Raw genomic sequence first — 18790 nt, forward strand, 5'->3', positions numbered from 1 at the left:
CTATAAATAACTTCGGCAAAACTGCCAAATAAAATTGATAAGAATGAAAAATATTTTCTTATGGCTGCTTTCTGTAGTGGCATTTTTACAGAGCTGTACCAACCAAAAAAGTGAAATTTCTCTAGCTAAAACCAAAGAACTTATGGGAAAAACAATATATGACTTCAAAGTTGAAAGCCTTGATGGCACCGAAATCAACTTTGCTGATTTTAAAGGAAAAAAGATCCTTATTGTCAATACAGCGTCTGAATGTGGATTTACACCGCAGTATGCAGATCTGGAGAAAGTATACGAAGAATATAAAGATAAATTGGTCATTGTAGGTTTTCCTGCCAATAATTTTGGAGCACAAGAGCCGGGAACCAATACTGAGATCGGGGCTTTTTGCCAGAAAAATTACGGGGTAACATTTCCATTAGCCGCAAAAGTATCGGTAAAAGGAGAGGATACAGCGCCTATTTTCAAATACTTAACCGAAAAAGACTTAAACGGAGTAAAAAATACAACCATCCTTTGGAATTTTACAAAGTTCCTCATCGATGAAAACGGAAAACTGGTAGATACTTTCGTAAGTACAACAAAACCTACTGACGAGGCTATTATCAAATATCTGAAGTAAGATAAAAGCATAAAATAACGCTTCGACTCTGCTCAGCACGACGGTTTCAACAATACATTTAGTATTAGAAATGTCACGCTGAGCAGAGTCGAAGCATTTATAATTCAAAGCTACCTGCTTTTTAGTTGTTGCTTTTCTCCGCAAAACAGAAAATATTCCCCAATTTAATACTGGAATAACCGTTACTTTTTATTTTGGAGGAATTGATCATTGCTTTGGCTAAAATATCTGTAGGCAAAGGTTTTTGACTTTCCAGCAATCCAAGTTTATTGGCGAATTTTATAATTCTGCTGCCCAGGACTTCTCCGGTTCTCCCAGAGTCTTTTCTTTCGAGCATTCCGGGTTTAAAAATAGTAATTTTAGTAAAATGCAGCTGTTTTACAGCTTCTTCCAGCTCTCCTTTCATTTTAGAATAGAAGATTTTAGACGCTGGGTTGGCTCCATAGGCAGAAACCAGAACATAATCGTCTACATCGTTTTCCTTAGCGGCTTTGGCAAATTCATACTGGTAGCCGAAATCCACTTTTCTTTGGGCTTCTTTGCTTCCGGCATCCTTCAATGTGGTTCCTAAACATGAAAATACAACATCGCCTTTCACTTTATCTTTCCATTCTTCAGGTTTTTCAAAGTCGACCACATGAATTTTCAGCTTATCATTCTGAACATCCACGGGCTTTCTTACGAAGATATCCACTTCCTCAAACTCCTTATCATTAAGCAGTTGCTTAACCAGATCTTTTCCTGTAGCGCCCGTTGCGCCGATGACTAAAGCTTTCATAATAGTTGTGATTTGTATGGATTGTATTTTCTTTCTTAAATTTACTACATTTGAAATTAATATCAATGATCATTAATCACTTATCATTTATAAAAATTCATGGATGCCAACGACATTTTAGACTATTGCCTTGCCAAAAAAGGAGTTACAGAAACCTTTCCTTTTGATAATGAAACCCTTGTGATGAAAGTAGGGACCAAAATGTTTTTACTCATGGGGCTTGAGAGACAGCCATTGGGGATCAACGTAAAGACCGATCCTGAGTGGAGTGCAGAACTTCGCGAACAGCATCCGCAGATCACGGGTGCATTTCATATGAACAAAACCCACTGGAATTCAGTGCAGTTGGACGGGTTGAAAAGGGATTTGATCTGTAAAATGATCGATCAGTCTTATGAATTGGTTTTTAATTCATTAACCAAAAAAGCGAAAGAGGAAATTGTCAATAGTTAGAATTGAAACTCTTGGGTCAGCCTTTTATCCTCATCCAATCTTTCAATCAGTTTTTCAAGACCTTCAAACTTAATTTCGTCATGAAGAAACTCCCTGAACCTTACCGTGATCTTTTCATCATAAATATCACCATCAAAATCAAGGATATAGACTTCAACGGTTAATTTTTCACCGTTCACAGTAGGATTGGTACCGATGCTCAGCATTCCCTTATAGTGTTGACCTTTCACTTCGGTTTCTACAATATAAGCACCTTTTTTAGGGAGGAGTTTAATAGATTCTGTATCAATATTGGCGGTTGGATAACCGATTGTTCGGCCTATTTTTTTTCCGTGAACTACCTTTCCAGAGACAGAGTAGGTGTACCCAAGCATTTCGTTGGCTTCTTTAATATTCCCTGTCAGAAGGGCGTTACGAACTTTGGTTGAGCTGATGTTATTTTCGTGAATATTAATAGCTTCCATTTGCTCTACATCGAAATCAAGTTCTTTGGAAAGTTTTTGAAGGAGTTCGAAATTTCCGCTTTTATTTTTTCCAAACGAATGATCGTAGCCTATAATAAGGTATTTTACATTCAGTTTGTCAATCAGGATTTGGCGTACAAATTCTTCTCCGGTAAGATTTCTGAATTCTTCATCAAATTCTTTAAGAAACAGATGGTCAATGTTATATCTTTCAATCAGGTCTTTCTTTTCGTCTACCGTGTTGAGAAGCTTCAGATCTTCATTCGGATTAAAAACAAACCTTGGATGGGGCCAGAAAGTAAGTATAGCTGTTTCCAGATTATTCTTTGTACCCACTTTTATCAGTTCATCGATGATACTTTTGTGCCCGAGATGTACTCCGTCAAACATTCCTAAAGACAATGCTAAAGGCTTTTGAGAGGAATAATCTTTAAAATTCTTGAAAACTTTCAAAACGGAAAAATTTGAATGCAAATATAGAAATAATGTAACAATATAACAATGTGATAATATAACAATAAAATTGCCTATTTTACTGAATTACTATTGGTAAATTGCTACATTGTTATATTGCTACATTTTTTAAAAAAGTATGATAAAAATCTTTTTTTTACCAATTGTAGGTTTATGAAGAATCATTATATTTGCACCAAGAAAAAATTTAGCAATGGCAAACCAAATTAAAGGTAAAATTTCTCAAATTATTGGTCCGGTAATCGACGTAGTATTTACAGACGTGGAAGTAATTCCAAGTATTTATGATGCGTTGGAAATTATCAAAACAAACGGTGAAAAAGTAGTCTTAGAAGTAGAGCAACATATTGGTGAAGATACGGTAAGATGTATCGCAATGGATGCTACAGACGGGCTTCAGAGAGGGCAGGAAGTAATTGGATACGGAAATCCTATTACAATGCCAATCGGTGATGCTGTAAACGGAAGACTATTCAACGTTGTTGGGGATGCTATCGATGGACTTCAAAATATTTCTAAAGTAGGTGGTCTGCCAATTCACAGACCAGCTCCAAAATTTGATCAACTTTCAACTTCTGCAGAAGTTTTATTCACAGGTATTAAAGTAATCGACCTTATCGAGCCTTATGCAAAAGGAGGTAAGATTGGATTGTTCGGTGGTGCTGGTGTAGGTAAAACAGTATTGATCCAGGAGTTGATTAACAATATTGCAAAAGGACACGGAGGGCTTTCAGTTTTTGCCGGAGTAGGTGAAAGAACGAGAGAAGGAAATGACCTTTTGAGAGAGATGCTTGAATCAGGAATTATCAAATATGGTGATGATTTCATGCACTCTATGGAAAACGGAGGTTGGGATCTTTCTAAAGTAGACTTAGAAGTTATGAAAGAATCTAAAGCTGCATTCGTTTTCGGACAGATGAACGAGCCGCCAGGAGCAAGAGCTAGAGTAGCACTTTCTGGTCTTACATTAGCTGAGTACTACAGAGATGGTGGTGAAAGCGGACAAGGTAGAGACGTACTTTTCTTCGTAGACAACATCTTCCGTTTTACACAAGCTGGTTCTGAGGTATCTGCACTTCTTGGTCGTATGCCTTCTGCGGTAGGTTACCAACCAACTCTTGCTTCTGAGATGGGAGCGATGCAGGAAAGAATTACTTCAACTAAAAATGGTTCAATTACTTCAGTACAGGCGGTTTACGTACCTGCGGATGACTTAACTGACCCGGCTCCTGCAACGACGTTTGCTCACTTGGATGCTACTACAGTACTAGATAGAAAAATTGCTTCATTAGGTATTTACCCGGCAGTAGATCCATTGGCTTCAACGTCAAGAATCCTTGCTCCGGAGATTATCGGGGAAGAACATTATAACTGTGCTCAGAGAGTAAAAGAAATTCTTCAGAGATACAAAGCTCTTCAGGATATCATCGCGATTCTTGGTATGGAAGAACTTTCTGAAGAAGATAAATCAGTAGTTTACCGTGCTAGAAAAGTTCAGAGATTCTTATCTCAACCTTTCCACGTAGCGGAACAGTTTACAGGTATTCCGGGATCATTGGTAGATATCAAAGATACCATCAAAGGATTTACAATGATTATGGATGGTGAATTAGATCACTTACCAGAAGCTGCTTTCAACTTGAAAGGAACTATCGAAGAAGCTATTGAAGCAGGACAAAAAATGTTAGCTGAAAACGCGTAATAAATTAGACATAAGATTTTTAGACCTGAGATGAGAGACATTATTTGTCAAAAATCTTTTAATCTTCAATCTTTTAATCTTCTAATCTAAATTAAAATGAATATAAAAATTTTAACACCAGAATACGTAGTTTTTGAAGGAGAGGTAGACTCTGTATTATTGCCTGGAAAAGATGGTGAATTCCACATCATGAAAAACCACGCAGGAATCGTTTCTTCTTTAATGGGAGGTAAAGTAAAGCTTTTTACAAGTTCAATTGGAGAAGCTTATGCTAAAAACTTCACTAAAGAATCTGAGAAAGACTCTGTTTTTTCTTATCCTATCAAAAGCGGTGTTGTAGAATTTAATCATGATAAAGGAATCATCCTTTGTGAATAATTAAATGAAAAGCTAAATATATTTTCAAGAAAGTGTAACTTTGGTTACACTTTTTTTATGTTGTGTAAAAGTCTGATTTTATGAAGAAAAGTACAATCATATTCTTTACCGTTCTGGGAATCTTGTGTAATGCCCAGAATTTCAAAACCAAAAGAGGTATTGTAAGTCTTGACGGAGTACACGTCGCCAAAGTCTCAAACAAATCCAACATCTATACATTCATGGATCTAGGGGAGACACCGATGTATACCATGGAATTTATAGATAAAAGTATAGTGGATTCCGTACGAGACAGTTACATTAAACTGAACAGGGTTTACAACAGAGACAAAACCATAGAGATGGACTATATTTCCCCATCAGCATTTTCTGGTGAAGAAAAATCAGCGGTTTATACATCGATAAAGGGTTTAAAAGTCATTGATAATAAAGGAATCAATATCAAAAATCTGGATGAAATTTTCCAAAATGCCCCGAAAAGAAAGTTAGACAGCAAAACAAAAGACGCCTATACCATAAGAAATAAAATTGATAAGCTGAATATTGAGGTCAATAAAGTAGGAGAGATCATCAGCAATGGTGTTCCGGTGGGGTATTTTACTAATCTTCCTGTGAGTTTTGGTTCAGAAGACACGATTACTGATAAAACGTTCATCGATATAGAAGTATATGATGCTAAAAGTAAGTACATTGGAAAATATATTACCACTACAAAACAAATTAAAACAGCCAACGGTAAGATATTTACGATCTACAGGGAAATGTCTGGCAGAGCTGCATTATTAAAATTTCCAACCTATAAAGCTATTGCAGAAAGAATGGCCATTATGGATCCGAATTTTATTAAAGTTCAGGAAAAAGTAATTGTCGGTGATGTTGTAAAAGGCAATGCTGAAAAATAAAGATTACATTGATTTAAAAGATAAAAAAATTCCCAAAGGTTTATTTCGGGAATTTTTTATGAATTTGTTCAAGAAACTACAGACTTAAAATAATACCATTTTCCTTCAACTGTTGCATTGGTTTTGAAAACCAAAATAACTCAAAATCTTCAAATTTTTCCTCAAATTGATTCTTAAGTTGCTGAGCTGTAACTTTTTTTGGATTTTCTATAGAATTTTCTTTCAGCACATTCATCAGCCATTCCGCTTTATCCTGCTCCAGATCTATCTTGATGATATTGGTTTTTAAGTGGAATGTAAGAAGTGTATATGAACCAGAGTATTTCTTTTTATTTTTTACGCGATTCTCAGCGATTACATTTTGGGTTAAAAAAATGACTTTTGAGTTCCCTTTAAAACTAAACGGGGCATCATCCAGAAGACAGTCGTGAATATAATCAGGATGAACGGTTGTTCTTGGAATTTTGAAATCAAACCATTCCTGAAGTGGAAATTCAAAATTGATTCCGTGCATATAATTGAAAAGAGATTTTTTTAATCCGAAACTGAATTTACCATGATCGATTCCGGTTTTATCTTTAAAATCGATATCGTTGTTGGCGAATAGAATTTCTTCCTTCACAGGAGTCACTCCAAATTTCTCGGGATTTATTCCAACAGGTGAATGGGCAGTCATGGCAAACTGATGCCAGAACCCACTTTGAAGAATTCCCATTTCAAACATCTGCCTTATCATTTCCAAAGAGTCTACAGTTTCCTGAACAGTCTGGGTTGGGTAGCCGTACATCAGGTAGGCATGAACCATAATACCAGCCTCAGTAAAATTCCTTGTTACTTTGGCAACCTGTTCTACCGAAACGCCTTTATCAATTAATTGTAACAACCGGTCACTGGCTACTTCAAGCCCACCCGAAATAGCAACACATCCTGAAAGTTTTAACAGGTAGCATAAATCTCTGGTGAAACTTTTCTCAAACCGGATATTGGTCCACCAGGTCACGACCAGATTTCTCCTAAGAATTTCCAGAGCCACTTCCCGCATCAATGCCGGTGGCGCTGCCTCATCTACGAAATGGAATCCCGTTTCACCAGTCGTTCTGATCAGTTCCTCCATTCGGTCGACTAATATTTTTGCAGAAATAGGTTCGTAGATTTTGATGTAATCCAGAGAAATATCACAAAAAGTACATTTCCCCCAATAGCAGCCGTGGGCCATCGTCAGCTTATTCCATCTTCCGTCGCTCCATAAACTGTGCATGGGATTGGCAATTTCGATCACTGAAATATATTGATCTAATTTTAAATCCGTATAATCCGGGGTACCGATATCTGCCTGCTTATAATCGTGTCTTTTAGAATTATTTTTATAAGTAACCTCTTGGTTTTCAATTAAAAATGTTCTTTTGAACTCAGCTTCATCTTCTGAAGTATTCAATACACTGTTGCAGAGAAGTTCAAGAGGAATTTCACCGTCATCAAGGGTAATAAAATCAAAAAATTCAAAAACTCTCTGATCTTTTACCTCTCTTAATTCGGTATTGGGAAAACCTCCGCCCATCGCAATTTTGATGTGGGGATAATGTTCTTTGATGAACTTGGCACACCTGAAACCAGCATACAAATTTCCGGGAAATGGTATAGAAAAGCAAATCAGCTTTGGCTGAACCAATTCTAATGTTTCTTGAAGGATTTCCAGAGTGAAATGATCAATAAATGTCTGTTCATCAGCTAGTTTAGAGTACAATTCGTCAAAAGAATTGGCACTTTTTCCAAGTCGTTCCGCATACCTGCTGAATCCAAAATCTGAATCAATATTTTCAATGATATAATCCGAAATATCCTCCAAATACAGAGTAGCCAGGTGCTTGGCTTTGTCCTGAAGTCCCATATTTCCAAAGGCAAAATCCATGTCATCCAGTTGGTTGAAACGGGAAGCTTCGGGAAGGAAATTCATACTGCAGATCTGTCTTGCCAGCGTTGGAGTTTTTCCCTGTAGAAAAGGAATGACCTGATCTATCGTTTTTAAATACTCTTCGCGAAGCGCATAAATTCTCTGCGAATTCTCTGATATTTCCTGAAGATTAACTTCTGTTTCAAAAATTTTCCGGAGTCCGTTTTTGGAGAATAACGCCAAAATAACATCCAGTCCCAGATCGATCTGATAGCTGGAAATATTTTTGGTATTCAGAAAGCCTTTTATATAAGCTGTTGCCGGATAAGGAGTATTGAGCTGAGTAAAAGGCGGAGTGATAAGAAGCAGATCTTTCAACAGGAAATTTTTCTAATTTATTTACATTCAACCGGAAGGTAAGGAATTGTATAACAGTATTTTATTGATTATGTTATCCTCAAAACCTCCTCACAGATTGCGGCCACAAAGATAGGTAATTTGTAGGGTATGCTGCAAGCACGATTATTGATAATATATATGTTGATTGGTTGTGGATCTTGTTTTTTCATTATATGAATAAAGTAGGAATGAAAATATTCATAGTAGTACGTGTAGTATTTTAGTATGAAATAAAAAAATGCCTAACCCAACGTCAGGCATTTTTTAAGTCTTTATGTTTATTAAGCCTTCTTGATTGTCTGTTGCTAGAAAGGACATTAAGAATAACCCCTAAAAGAATCAGTATAATTCCGATGAGTAAATTCGTAGTGAACTTTTCATGAAACATAAGAACACTTACCATCACTGCAACAACAGGTTCCAGTGCTCCTAAAATAGCAGTGGGGATAGATCCGATATATTTTATCGCATACACTAAACACAGGCTGGAAATAACGGTGGTAAGAAAAGCAAAAACAATAAAATTTAAAAAGATTGATACGGAAGGAATCTCAAAGGACTCATCCTCTGTAAAAGCTTTAATCATAAAAAATGCTGAAGTAAAAAGCATAGAGTAGAACGAAAGCTTGAACCCTGACACTTTCATATTCGATTTATTCACGAGGACCATATAGAGTGCATAAAATAATGAACTCAGCATGACAATCCCAAGACCCGCAAAATTGATCTCCAAACCGTTTTCCTTTAAGCATAAAACAATGACTCCTGCAAAAGCCAGCAACAGTGAAGCTATAGCCCGTTTTGTAAGTTTCTCTTTATAAAAGAAAAACATAATCAAAGCTACAATCATCGGATAGATGAACAATACGGTAGAAGCAATGCCCGGGGTAAGAAAATCATATCCTATGAATAAAAATTCTGAAGAAAGAGCATAGCAGACTCCCAAAACAGAAAGGATCAACGCTTCTTTCTTGTTGATTCTGAAACTTTCTTTAGAATACAAAAGATATCCTCCTACCATTAAGGCCGAAAATAAAAATCTATAGAACAAAGTAATGTCCATTGAAAAATGAGCCTGCTTCAATGGCAGGATAAAGATGGGGATCAGTCCAAATGAAACTGACGACAAAACGCCTAATGCATAACCCTTTACTTTCATTCGTATTTATTTTATAAAAAACCACTGAAAGTAAATCAGTGGTTTTTCTATTATATGGTATGGTGATATCGTATTACATTTGCTTGTATTCGATATTCATTTGTTTTTCCATTTCTTTGTAATGCCCTGAAGTTAATTTCTCACGGATGCCGTCAAAAGCAGCCAGTGTTTCATTAATTTCTGAATCTGTGTGAGAAGCCGTAGGAATTAATCTTAATAAGATCATTCCTTTAGGAATTACAGGATATACTACTACGGATGTGAAAACTCCATAATTTTCTCTAAGATCTTTAGCTAAAAGAGTAGCTTCAATCGTAGTTCCTTCTATGAAAACTGGTGTAACACAAGTATTGGTATTTCCAAGATTATACCCTCTTTCTTTCAGACCATCTTGAAGTTTTTTTACATTTTCCCACAATTTAGCTTTAATTTCTGGTCGTGTTCTCAAAAGCTCAAGTCTTTTTAAACCTCCGATTACCATTGGCATTGTTAAAGATTTAGCAAAAATCTGAGAACGAAGATTGTATTTTAAAAATCGGATGATGGTTTCATCTCCAGAAAGAAAAGCTCCGAAACCTGCCATAGATTTGGCAAAAGTAGAGAAGTATACATCAATCTGATCCTGACAGCCTTGCTCTTCACCTGCTCCGGCTCCGGTTGTACCCAAAGTTCCGAAACCATGGGCATCGTCTACCAAAAGTCTAAAATTGAATTTTGATTTCAGATCACAGATTTCTTTCAGTTTCCCCTGCATTCCTCTCATTCCGAAAACCCCTTCAGTGATCACTAAGATTCCACCTCCGTTTTCTTCTGCTACCTTGGTTGCTCTGGCTAAGTTTTTTTCTAAACTTGCAATATCATTATGTTTGAATGTAAAACTTTTTCCCATATGAAGACGAACTCCGTCTACGATACAAGCGTGAGAATCAGCGTCATATACAATCACATCATGTCTTGTTACCAATGCATCAATGGCTGAAACCATTCCCTGATAGCCGAAATTCAGTAAATAAGCAGCTTCTTTTTGAGTAAACTCTGCCAATTCTTTTTCCAACTGCTGATGCTGCTGAGTTTCCCCTGACATAGCTCTTGCGCCCATCGGATAAAACATTCCGAATTCTGCCGCCGCCTTTGCATCAGCTTCTAAAACTTCCGGGTGATTACAAAGTCCTAAATAATCGTTTGCACTCCAGAAAATTACATCTTTACCTTGAAATTTCATTCTTGGACCAATTGGACCTTCCAGTTTCGGGAAAACAAAATACCCTTCAGCATAATCAGCAAATTGTCCCAGTGGACCTGGATTTTGTTTAATACGTTCGAAAATATCTAACATTTTGTATAGTAATTTTAAGTGAAAAGCCTTTCCTGTAAAACACAAAAGACTTTATGGGTATCGTGGTTTATTTATTTTTATTTGATGAATTCCGTTTTGAAAACTTCATCGTAATTATGTACGCAGTTGTTCACAAAACCTTGTTCAGCCATCCATTTATCGCTGTATACCTTAGTGATATATCTCGATCCGTGGTCAGGGAATATCAGGACAATGATATCATCCTTTGTAAGTTCATGAGACTGGGCATACTGAATCAGCGCCTGGGTTACGGCTCCTGTAGTATATCCACCCATGATAGCTTCCTTAAGGGCTATTTCGCGGGTTCTGTAGGCAGACATCTCATCATTTACCCGCACAAACTCGTCTACCTTGTCAAAAAGAAGGGCTGCAGGGATCAAATTTTTCCCCATTCCCTCAATCTGATAAGGATGAACATCTTCTTTATGGATCTCTCCGGTTTCGTGGAAGCTCTTCAGGATAGAACCGTCGGCATCCACACCGATGATTTTGATATCGGGATTTTTTTCTTTTAAAAATTTTCCCGAACCGGACAATGTTCCACCCGTTCCAGTACAGGCAAAAAGGTGCGTTACCTTACCTTCTGTCTGCTCCCAAATTTCAGGACCGGTAGTCTTGTAGTGTGCATCAATATTCAATTCATTAAAATATTGATTGATGTAAACTGAATTGGGTGTCTCTGAAGCTATTCTTTTAGCTACTTCATAATATGATCTCGGATCGTCTGCTGCAACATTAGCGGGGCAAATGTATACCACAGCCCCTAATGCTTTTAAATAAGCAATTTTCTCAGGCTTGGTTTTATCGCTTACCGCCAGAATACATTTATATCCTTTAATAATACATACCATTGCAATAGAAAAACCGGTATTTCCGGAGGTAGTCTCTACAACTACAGAATCTTCCTTTAATAAACCTTTTTGTTCAGCGTTTTCTATAATATGAAGTGCTATTCTATCTTTTGTGGAATGTCCAGGATTATATGATTCTAACTTGGCATAAACGGTTGCAGGAATATCTTTTGTAACAGTATTAAGCTTCACCATAGGAGTATGTCCTATTAGGCCAAGAATATTATCGTAAACATTACTCATTATTTGTTATTTTCAATAAAAATCTGACCGCAAAAATACAAAAAAATAAATAATTACTAAACTTTTGTTTGATTTCAAGCCAGCGATTCAGCAAAATTTATTTTCTGATTTGCAATCTTCCGCCAAGTACCATCACAAATACTACGCCAAATTTTTTAAATTTTGTTAAAAACACCATAGAATGCTATAAAAGCCTTATTTTCGCGTAATTGATTTAATACTATGAAAAATTGGACTTTTAAGCAATGGAACACCGTTTTAGGATGGGTGATTTTTGTCATTGCATTTTTCACGTACTTGTCGACCATAGAACCCAATTTCAGTTTCTGGGACTGCGGTGAGTACATTTCCTCAGCTGTAAAACTTGAAGTAACGCACGCTCCCGGAGCGGCTTTATTCCAAATCGTGGGTGCCGTGGCAGCCATTTTTGCTTTAGGAAAAGGAGAAAATTATTCGATCGTAATCAATGCGTTGTCTGCTTTGTTCAGTGCGCTTACGATTTTATTCTTATTCTGGACGATTACGCATTTTGTAAGAAGACTTTTAAACAAGGATTTTGATGAAGTAACGAAGCACCAGGAAATCTCCATTCTTTTTGCAGGAGCGGTAGGCGCATTGTGTTTCACCTTTTCAGATACCTTTTGGTTTTCTGCAGTAGAAGGGGAAGTATATTCTATGGCCTCCATGTTTATCGCGCTACTGGTATGGCTGATTACCAAATGGGAAAACGAATACCTGGCGAAAGACAGTGAAAGATGGATCATCCTTATTTTCTTTGTATTAGGACTTTCTGTAGGAGTACACATGATGGGGATGTTGGCGGTTCCAGCCGTATGTCTGGTATATTACGCCAGAAATTACAAATTTACCTGGAAAAACTTTATCTGGGCTAATGCGATCACACTGGGAATTTTGATCATTGTTTTCAAAATTATATTCCCGTTGATCATGACGATGTTCGGTAGACTGGAAATATTCTTTGTGAACGGACTTGGACTACCTTTCCACTCCGGAACGATAGTCGCATTTATTTTAATGACGGTAGCATGTTTCTTTATTATTAAATATGCCAGAAGGGCTAAGAAAAATATCTACCAGACCGCTGCGTTATCTATTGTTTTTATGATCATTGGTTTCTCATGCTGGATGGTAATTCCTATCAGAGCGAATGCTAATCCACCAATGAACCTTAACGATCCTGATACCGCGATCGGTATGCTGGATTATTATAACAGAGAGCAGTATGGAGACTGGCCTACCATTTACGGACAAAATTATACGGCTTTCCTTGATGCGAACGGAATCGAAAAGAATGAAGACGGAAGTTTCAAAACTAAAAAAACGGGTGAAATTTACGAAAAAGATGAGAAAACCGGAACGTACAGAAAAACCGGAGACCGATTTAATTATACGTTCAGCAAGTCTCAGATAAGCTTAATGCCGAGAATGTTCAATGAAGATAAAGATGTGATGGCTAATTACATTTCAATGTATGGAGCTCCGGATTTTACCTTCAATTATGCGAATGAAGAGGTAGCTGATAACCCTCAGGCAAAACAGATATTCGATGAGTTGAGAGGGAAATATGAAGATAAATCCATCACAGCGGCAGATTATCTGAAAGTGAAACCATATAATTTAATCAATGTTCAGAAGCCTTCACTGGCTCAGAATATGGACTATTTCATTACGTTTCAAAATGGGTATTACTTCGTAAGATATTTGATGTGGAACTTCGTGGGAAGGCAGAACGACCTTGAAGGAAACATGGAAAACACAAAAGGAAACTGGATCTCCGGGATTTCTTTTATCGATAATGCTTTACTTGGAAACCAGGAGAAAATGCCTGCAAAATTCCAGAATGAAAGTACCGTTAAATTCTTCTTTTTACCCTTAATATTAGGGCTGATTGGTTTCTTTTTCCAGTTGAACAGAGACTTTGGAAGATTCTACGCATTGCTTTCATTATTTGTTTTAACAAGTGTGGGAATCGTTTTTTATACCGGAGTAAAACCTTTTGAACCAAGAGAGAGAGATTATGCAATGGTAGGTTCCTTCTATGCATTTGCGATCTGGATCGGACTTGGAGCCGGAGCTATTTTATGGTTCCTCCAGTCTAAAGTAAAATCGAATGGAGCGAATATCGCTTTAGGGGTGGTTTTATTAGGAGTTCCTTTTATGATGGGCTTCCAGAACTACAATGTACACGATAGAAGCAACAGATATACAGCATATGATTATGCATATTCAGTATTAAAGTCACTTCCGAAGAACGATATTTTATTCGTTTACGGAGATAACGATACTTATCCTGTATGGGCGATTCAGGAAACTGAAAGATTCAGAGATGACGTGAAAGTGGTTAACTTCACCCTTGCTTCAACGCCGTGGAACTTAGATCAGATTAAGAGAAAAACTTACAATGCAGCAGGAATTCCTAGTGAATTGACGCATGAAGATTACAGAGATGGTGTGAACGATCAGATCTATATGATGAAGAAAGAAGACTGGGAAGGCGTGTTCTCTATGTTAAAAGAGCAGGGCGTTCCGGATACCCAATTCGGAGCCTTTAGAAAATATCTTACACAGGATTCACTAACCTTGAAAGAGGCTGTTAATTTTATCAAGTTCAAGTCTCCTGAAAAAGATGAACTTCTTAAAATGTACTTCGGAGAAGAAAAGTTTGAGAAATACAACATTCTTCCGGTGAACAAATTCATTCTTCCGGTGAATAAAGAAAATGCTTTAAAAGCAGGAATCATTACCCAGGCAGATCTTCCAAACGTTGTTAACCAGATCATGATTACTTATAAAGGAAACACGCTTTATAAAAATAACCTGATCATGCTTGATATGCTGGCGAATTTCGATTGGAAACGTCCGATTAACTTCTCATCAGGAGGAATCTACGATAGCGAAAACATTTTCTATCTGAACGAATATCTTCAGTTTGACGGATTCAGCTACAGATTGGTTCCTATTCATACCCCTCCAAATGCAGACGGAGATATGGGAAGAGTAGACACCAACTCCTTATATAATGTAGTGAAAAACTTCAGATGGGGTAATTTTAAACATTTAAATACTCACTTTGACGAAACGGCTACCTCAAATATCATGAGCTACAGAATGTCAGCGAGCAGAGCAGCTTCAGCATTGGCATTAAACGGACAGAAAGCTAAAGCCTTGGAATTATTAGATCTTGCTTCAAAAGAAATTCCGGCTGAGAAATTCAATGATCCACGTTCATTAAGTGCTATGGTAACAGGATATATCATCGCAGGACAGGAGAAAAAAGGTCTTCAGCTGGCAGAAATCCTTAAGAAAGGAATTTTTGAAGAGTATGATTATTATTTAAGTCTTGCTCCGGCAGATCAGAACTTTGCAAGAAGACAGATGAGAACCAAACCAATGGAATATTCTCTTGTTGTTTCTGCGGTTACCGATGCTTATAAGAAATTAGGACAGGATGATAAAGCTTATGAATATCTGGTGAAATCTATAGAGCCGATTGACAAAAAGTTCAATACGTTCATCAAAGAGCTTCAGCTCATGGGTAAAGAAAAAGCCACAAAAGAGTCTGAAAATGTGCAGAAGATCACTCCTTTCTACCAATACTTATTTGATGTGATGGAACCTTTTGATTCTACTTATTCAAAAGAAAAAGAAGAACAGATTACCACAGCGATTATCAAAGTAACACAATAAACTCACTCATAAAAACGGAACTTCGGTTCCGTTTTTTTTGTTATTGGGATTCATGAATTTTAAGATTATATTTGTGATATTAAAAATACATGATGACTGAAACTAAAAATAACAGGCTCCCGATTTATGCCGTGATTTTTACGGTAGTTTTTAAACTTCTCTTTTTATTGACCCATTATATTCAGGAAGATGCGTTCATTACTTGGAGGGTAGCTCAGAATTTGCTGGACTATGGAGTGATAGGCTTCAATGGAGAAACCAAAGTCTCAGCGTCTACCACCCATTTGTATGTTTTCGTATCCTATCTATTCAATCTGGTCTTTGGGAAAGAATATTTTATTGAGCCACTATTGATTTTCAATTCCATCCTTTTTACCATAGGAACATTATTTCTAGCGAATCTGACGCTTAAAAATTCCTGGCATAAAGCTATTTTTATATTTCTGATAGGAATTCTGCCGCCAGCAGTGAAGATCTCTATTTTAGGAATGGAGTACGGGATACTTTTCTTCCTCGAAATGGCACTTCTGTACTACGGGTTCAATAAAAATAAAAAATGGGCATTGATTCTCCTGCCGGTTCTGATCATGTTCACAAGGATTGATACGGTCATTTTCCTTGGAATTATATTTTTGGTCGATGTTTTTTGGAATAAAAAGATCAGATGGAAATATGTTTTCGGAGGTCTTCTGGGCATTTTATCTGTGCTTTCCTTTAACTGGCTTTATTTTGGAGAACTGGTGAATAATACCATTGTAGCCAAGAAACTTCTTTACGAGCATAACTTCACTTTTGAGCAGAACCTTAACTATTTCTGGGTAAGCTTCGGGAATTTCTGGGGAATGCTGAAACTTCCGGGAAATTTCAATCCGGTAACAGTTATTGTGCTGATCTTCGAATTGCTGTGTTTTATTTATCTGGTAAGACAGAGAGAAAGAAGGAATTATTTTTTATGGATGATTTTCCTTTTCGGATGGGTAAAACAGATTATTTTTATCTCTCAAAAAAGCTTATTCGACTGGTATTACTGGGTGCCCCAACTTCTGCTTTTCGTTCCGGTTCTTATTTTTGTGCTGGAGCAGAAGGAGAAAAGAAATCTATGGCTGTCTTTTCTGGTTGTATTCTATATTTTCCCGATGACTGTTTTTCAAACCATTCATTCCATTGCTACAGGAAACGGAGAATGGAATTACCGCAGAAAAATAGGCTTGTTTTTAAATACCTACGAAAAAGATAAAAATCAGTGGATTCTGCTGGAACCTGCAGGTTATGTTCCTTATTTTTCAGGGTTAAAAACAATCGATGAAGTAGGATTGGTAGACAAGCAGATCCAGACGGAAGTGAAAAAAGATAAAGCCCATTATTGGATCAATACTGTAAAGAAAAGACAACCCAAATACCTTCTTTCTTACAAAAACCTGTTTGAAGGGGATGACGCAGAGTATTACCAAACCCATTACCAACTTCTGAAAGAATTCAGAGTAAAAGATAATCTGAACAGTGACAACCGTATCCTGGAAAAGATCTACCATCTTAAACCATCCGGGACGGATTATAATTTATATGTGAAGATTGATTGAAAAAATAGAAGTTAGAAACTAGAAATTGGAAGTTAGATGTACACACTTAGTACTTTCAAACTCGTTCACCTGCAACCTAATACCTATCATCTAATCCCTAAAAAAATATGAAATACTGTGCTTTTCTCCGCGGCGTCAACGTAAAAGGAACGAATATGAAGATGGTTGATGTATGTCAGGTCTTCAAAGAAGCCGGAATGAATGACGTTGGTTCTGTGCTGGCTTCAGGAAATATTGTTTTCTCTTCGGATAAAAATGCTGGAGATTTAAAGAAAATTTTAGAACAAGCGATGTCTGAACATTTCTCTTATGAAGCTTTTTTATTCATAAGATCTCAGGAAGAAACGGAAGTGTTCTGGAACAGCGTTCCTTTTGAAAAAAATGATGATCTGCACACGTATGCTTTTGTAGGTAATCCCGGGGTGGAAACTGTTTTAATGGAAGAGTTTACAAAGGCTTCTAAAACTGAAAACGAAAAAACTGAAATCATTGAGAACATATTGTACTGGCAGGTTCCAAAAGGAAATACTCTGGATTCATCATTTGGAAAAGTCCTGGGAAAGAAAAGTCTTAAAGATCAGTTTACCAGCAGAAACATCAATACTTTTGAAAAGATTTTGAAAAAAATGAACTCTTGAAACGTTCTTAGAATACTATTTACCCCAGATTACAGGGATGATTTCAGCTATTATAGTGGGATTGCTGTTATAAGTTATTGGTAAAACCAACCGATAAAAACCTGCGTAATCCATGACATCTGTGGGCGGAAAAATATAATCTCAGCCAGAAATTCACGGAATGGTACTAATGATTATATAATTTTTTTTTATAATTTGATTCTAAATGTTTTTTGATCTTCAACCCCTCTTCATTATTTTTCTCTAATCTACAGTCTATCATCTTGGTTCTTGGTTCTGGAATCTTATATCTATTCCCCCAAAATAATTTCCGATTCTGAAACTTTATAAGTATTTTTACTGAACTTTTTAATTCAAATAAAAAATGATCCAGTATTTAGATAATATCCAACACAAAGATTCAAAAAACTTTTTCCTTATTGCTGGTCCGTGTATCATTGAAGGTGAGGACATGGCATTGAGAATAGCCGAGAAAGTAATCCAGATAACAGACAAATATAATATTCCTTATATTTTCAAGGGAAGCTTTAAAAAAGCGAACAGAAGCCGTGTAGATTCTTTTACAACGATTGGCGAAGAAAAATCCTTAGAAATCCTTAGAAAAGTAGGGGAAACATTCAATATTCCTACGACGACGGATATCCACGAAAACGGTCATGCGGCATTGGCTGCACAATACGTTGACGTGTTACAGATTCCTGCATTTTTAGTGCGTCAGACCGATCTTTTGATTGCAGCAGCAGAAACAGGGAAATGTGTTACTTTGAAAAAAGGACAGTTCCTTTCTCCTGAATCCATGAAATTTGCTGTTCAGAAAGTAACAGATTCTGATAACCAAAAAGTGGCCATCATCGAAAGAGGAAATTCTTTCGGATATACAGACCTGGTTGTAGATTACAGAGGTATTCCTACCATGAGAGAGTACGCACCGGTTATTTTGGATGTTACCCATTCATTACAGCAGCCTAACCAGAGTTCCGGAGTTACCGGTGGAAGACCTGATCTTATAGAAACGGTGGCTAAAGCTGGAATTGCCGTAGGAGCAGACGGAATCTTTATTGAAACCCATCCTACACCGGAAACCGCTTTATCAGACGGAGCAAACATGTTAAGATTAGATTTATTGGAAGATTTGTTACAAAAATTAACAAGAATCAGAGAATCAATTTTGTAATTGTTAAAAAATCCCTATTT

At 36.8% G+C, this 18790-nt stretch carries 15 protein-coding genes; 9 read left to right on the forward strand and 6 right to left on the reverse strand.

Annotated elements, in window-relative coordinates:
• The first annotated feature begins 43 nt into the window (after positions 1–43).
• Positions 44–619 (forward strand): glutathione peroxidase, encoded by a 576-nt coding sequence (locus HHL23_RS01590; protein ID WP_169233085.1) that lies wholly within the window; start codon positions 44–46, stop codon positions 617–619.
• Positions 620–740: 121 nt separating this feature from the next.
• Here the strand turns inward: HHL23_RS01590 and HHL23_RS01595 are convergent, their stop codons facing one another.
• Positions 741–1397 carry an NAD(P)H-binding protein gene (locus tag HHL23_RS01595; protein ID WP_169233086.1) on the reverse strand — a complete coding sequence of 219 codons (657 nt, stop codon included), beginning with the start codon at positions 1395–1397 and terminating at the stop codon, positions 741–743.
• A gap of 99 nt (positions 1398–1496) precedes the next feature.
• On the opposite strand from HHL23_RS01595, the gene HHL23_RS01600 reads away from it, so the two are divergent.
• A complete protein-coding gene (locus tag HHL23_RS01600) occupies positions 1497–1850 on the forward strand; it encodes an MmcQ/YjbR family DNA-binding protein (protein WP_169233087.1) in 354 nt (117 codons plus the stop codon).
• On the opposite strand, the gene HHL23_RS01605 is transcribed toward HHL23_RS01600, so the two are convergent.
• Entirely contained in the window at positions 1847–2767 is a 921-nt protein-coding gene (locus tag HHL23_RS01605; RefSeq protein ID WP_169233088.1) for a bifunctional riboflavin kinase/FAD synthetase, read from the reverse strand. The two genes, HHL23_RS01600 and HHL23_RS01605, sit on opposite strands and share 4 nt — an antisense overlap.
• 214 nt (positions 2768–2981) lie before the next feature.
• Between HHL23_RS01605 and atpD the strand changes: the two genes are divergently transcribed.
• The 3 genes from atpD (at position 2982) to HHL23_RS01620 (ending at position 5770) form a co-directional block, all read left to right on the forward strand.
• A complete protein-coding gene (gene atpD, locus HHL23_RS01610; protein ID WP_169233089.1) occupies positions 2982–4490 on the forward strand; it encodes a F0F1 ATP synthase subunit beta in 1509 nt (502 codons plus the stop codon).
• Positions 4491–4586: 96 nt separating this feature from the next.
• Entirely contained in the window at positions 4587–4868 is a 282-nt protein-coding gene (locus HHL23_RS01615) for a FoF1 ATP synthase subunit delta/epsilon (protein ID WP_169233090.1), read from the forward strand.
• Between the two features lie 80 nt (positions 4869–4948).
• Complete coding sequence (locus HHL23_RS01620; protein ID WP_169233091.1) at positions 4949–5770, forward strand: hypothetical protein; 822 nt, start codon at positions 4949–4951, stop codon at positions 5768–5770.
• A 76-nt stretch (positions 5771–5846) separates the two neighbouring features.
• Here HHL23_RS01620 and HHL23_RS01625 read toward each other — a convergent pair whose 3' ends face one another.
• The 4 genes from HHL23_RS01625 to HHL23_RS01640 form a co-directional block, all read right to left on the reverse strand.
• Complete coding sequence (locus HHL23_RS01625) at positions 5847–8039, reverse strand: B12-binding domain-containing radical SAM protein (RefSeq protein ID WP_169233092.1); 2193 nt, start codon at positions 8037–8039, stop codon at positions 5847–5849.
• Positions 8040–8313: 274 nt separating this feature from the next.
• The gene (locus tag HHL23_RS01630; protein WP_169233093.1) at positions 8314–9219 is read right to left on the reverse strand and encodes a DMT family transporter; all 906 of its coding nucleotides are present in this window, start codon (positions 9217–9219) and stop codon (positions 8314–8316) included.
• A gap of 73 nt (positions 9220–9292) precedes the next feature.
• Positions 9293–10555, reverse strand: a complete 1263-nt coding sequence (locus tag HHL23_RS01635; protein ID WP_169233094.1) for an aminotransferase class I/II-fold pyridoxal phosphate-dependent enzyme — start codon at positions 10553–10555, stop codon at positions 9293–9295.
• A 77-nt stretch (positions 10556–10632) separates the two neighbouring features.
• Positions 10633–11670 carry a PLP-dependent cysteine synthase family protein gene (locus HHL23_RS01640; RefSeq protein WP_169233095.1) on the reverse strand — a complete coding sequence of 346 codons (1038 nt, stop codon included), beginning with the start codon at positions 11668–11670 and terminating at the stop codon, positions 10633–10635.
• 222 nt (positions 11671–11892) lie between these two features.
• On the opposite strand from HHL23_RS01640, the gene HHL23_RS01645 reads away from it, so the two are divergent.
• The 4 genes from HHL23_RS01645 to kdsA all read left to right on the forward strand — a co-directional run bounded on the left by HHL23_RS01645 (position 11893) and on the right by kdsA (position 18770).
• Complete coding sequence (locus tag HHL23_RS01645; protein ID WP_169233096.1) at positions 11893–15378, forward strand: glycosyltransferase family 117 protein; 3486 nt, start codon at positions 11893–11895, stop codon at positions 15376–15378.
• Positions 15379–15467: 89 nt separating this feature from the next.
• Entirely contained in the window at positions 15468–16958 is a 1491-nt protein-coding gene (locus tag HHL23_RS01650) for a hypothetical protein (RefSeq protein ID WP_228464543.1), read from the forward strand.
• A 107-nt stretch (positions 16959–17065) separates the two neighbouring features.
• Positions 17066–17596, forward strand: coding sequence for a DUF1697 domain-containing protein (locus HHL23_RS01655; protein ID WP_169233097.1), 531 nt, complete (start codon positions 17066–17068; stop codon positions 17594–17596).
• Between the two features lie 364 nt (positions 17597–17960).
• Positions 17961–18770: a 3-deoxy-8-phosphooctulonate synthase gene (gene kdsA / locus HHL23_RS01660; protein WP_169233098.1), complete on the forward strand. Its 810-nt coding sequence runs from the start codon at positions 17961–17963 to the stop codon at positions 18768–18770.
• The last annotated feature ends 20 nt before the right edge of the window (positions 18771–18790 follow it).

Source organism: Chryseobacterium antibioticum (assembly GCF_012927325.1).
GTDB classification, from domain to species: Bacteria; Bacteroidota; Bacteroidia; order Flavobacteriales; family Weeksellaceae; genus Chryseobacterium; species Chryseobacterium antibioticum.

Coding starts and splice junctions, on each gene's coding strand:
- HHL23_RS01590 (WP_169233085.1), top strand. CDS start 44: ATGAAAAATATTTTCTTATGGCTGCTTTCTGTAGTGGCATTTTTACAG.
- HHL23_RS01595 (WP_169233086.1), bottom strand. CDS start 1,397: ATGAAAGCTTTAGTCATCGGCGCAACGGGCGCTACAGGAAAAGATCTG.
- HHL23_RS01600 (WP_169233087.1), top strand. CDS start 1,497: ATGGATGCCAACGACATTTTAGACTATTGCCTTGCCAAAAAAGGAGTT.
- atpD (WP_169233089.1), top strand. CDS start 2,982: ATGGCAAACCAAATTAAAGGTAAAATTTCTCAAATTATTGGTCCGGTA.
- HHL23_RS01615 (WP_169233090.1), top strand. CDS start 4,587: ATGAATATAAAAATTTTAACACCAGAATACGTAGTTTTTGAAGGAGAG.
- HHL23_RS01620 (WP_169233091.1), top strand. CDS start 4,949: ATGAAGAAAAGTACAATCATATTCTTTACCGTTCTGGGAATCTTGTGT.
- HHL23_RS01630 (WP_169233093.1), bottom strand. CDS start 9,219: ATGAAAGTAAAGGGTTATGCATTAGGCGTTTTGTCGTCAGTTTCATTT.
- HHL23_RS01635 (WP_169233094.1), bottom strand. CDS start 10,555: ATGTTAGATATTTTCGAACGTATTAAACAAAATCCAGGTCCACTGGGA.
- HHL23_RS01640 (WP_169233095.1), bottom strand. CDS start 11,670: ATGAGTAATGTTTACGATAATATTCTTGGCCTAATAGGACATACTCCT.
- HHL23_RS01645 (WP_169233096.1), top strand. CDS start 11,893: ATGAAAAATTGGACTTTTAAGCAATGGAACACCGTTTTAGGATGGGTG.
- HHL23_RS01650 (WP_228464543.1), top strand. CDS start 15,468: ATGATGACTGAAACTAAAAATAACAGGCTCCCGATTTATGCCGTGATT.
- HHL23_RS01655 (WP_169233097.1), top strand. CDS start 17,066: ATGAAATACTGTGCTTTTCTCCGCGGCGTCAACGTAAAAGGAACGAAT.
- kdsA (WP_169233098.1), top strand. CDS start 17,961: ATGATCCAGTATTTAGATAATATCCAACACAAAGATTCAAAAAACTTT.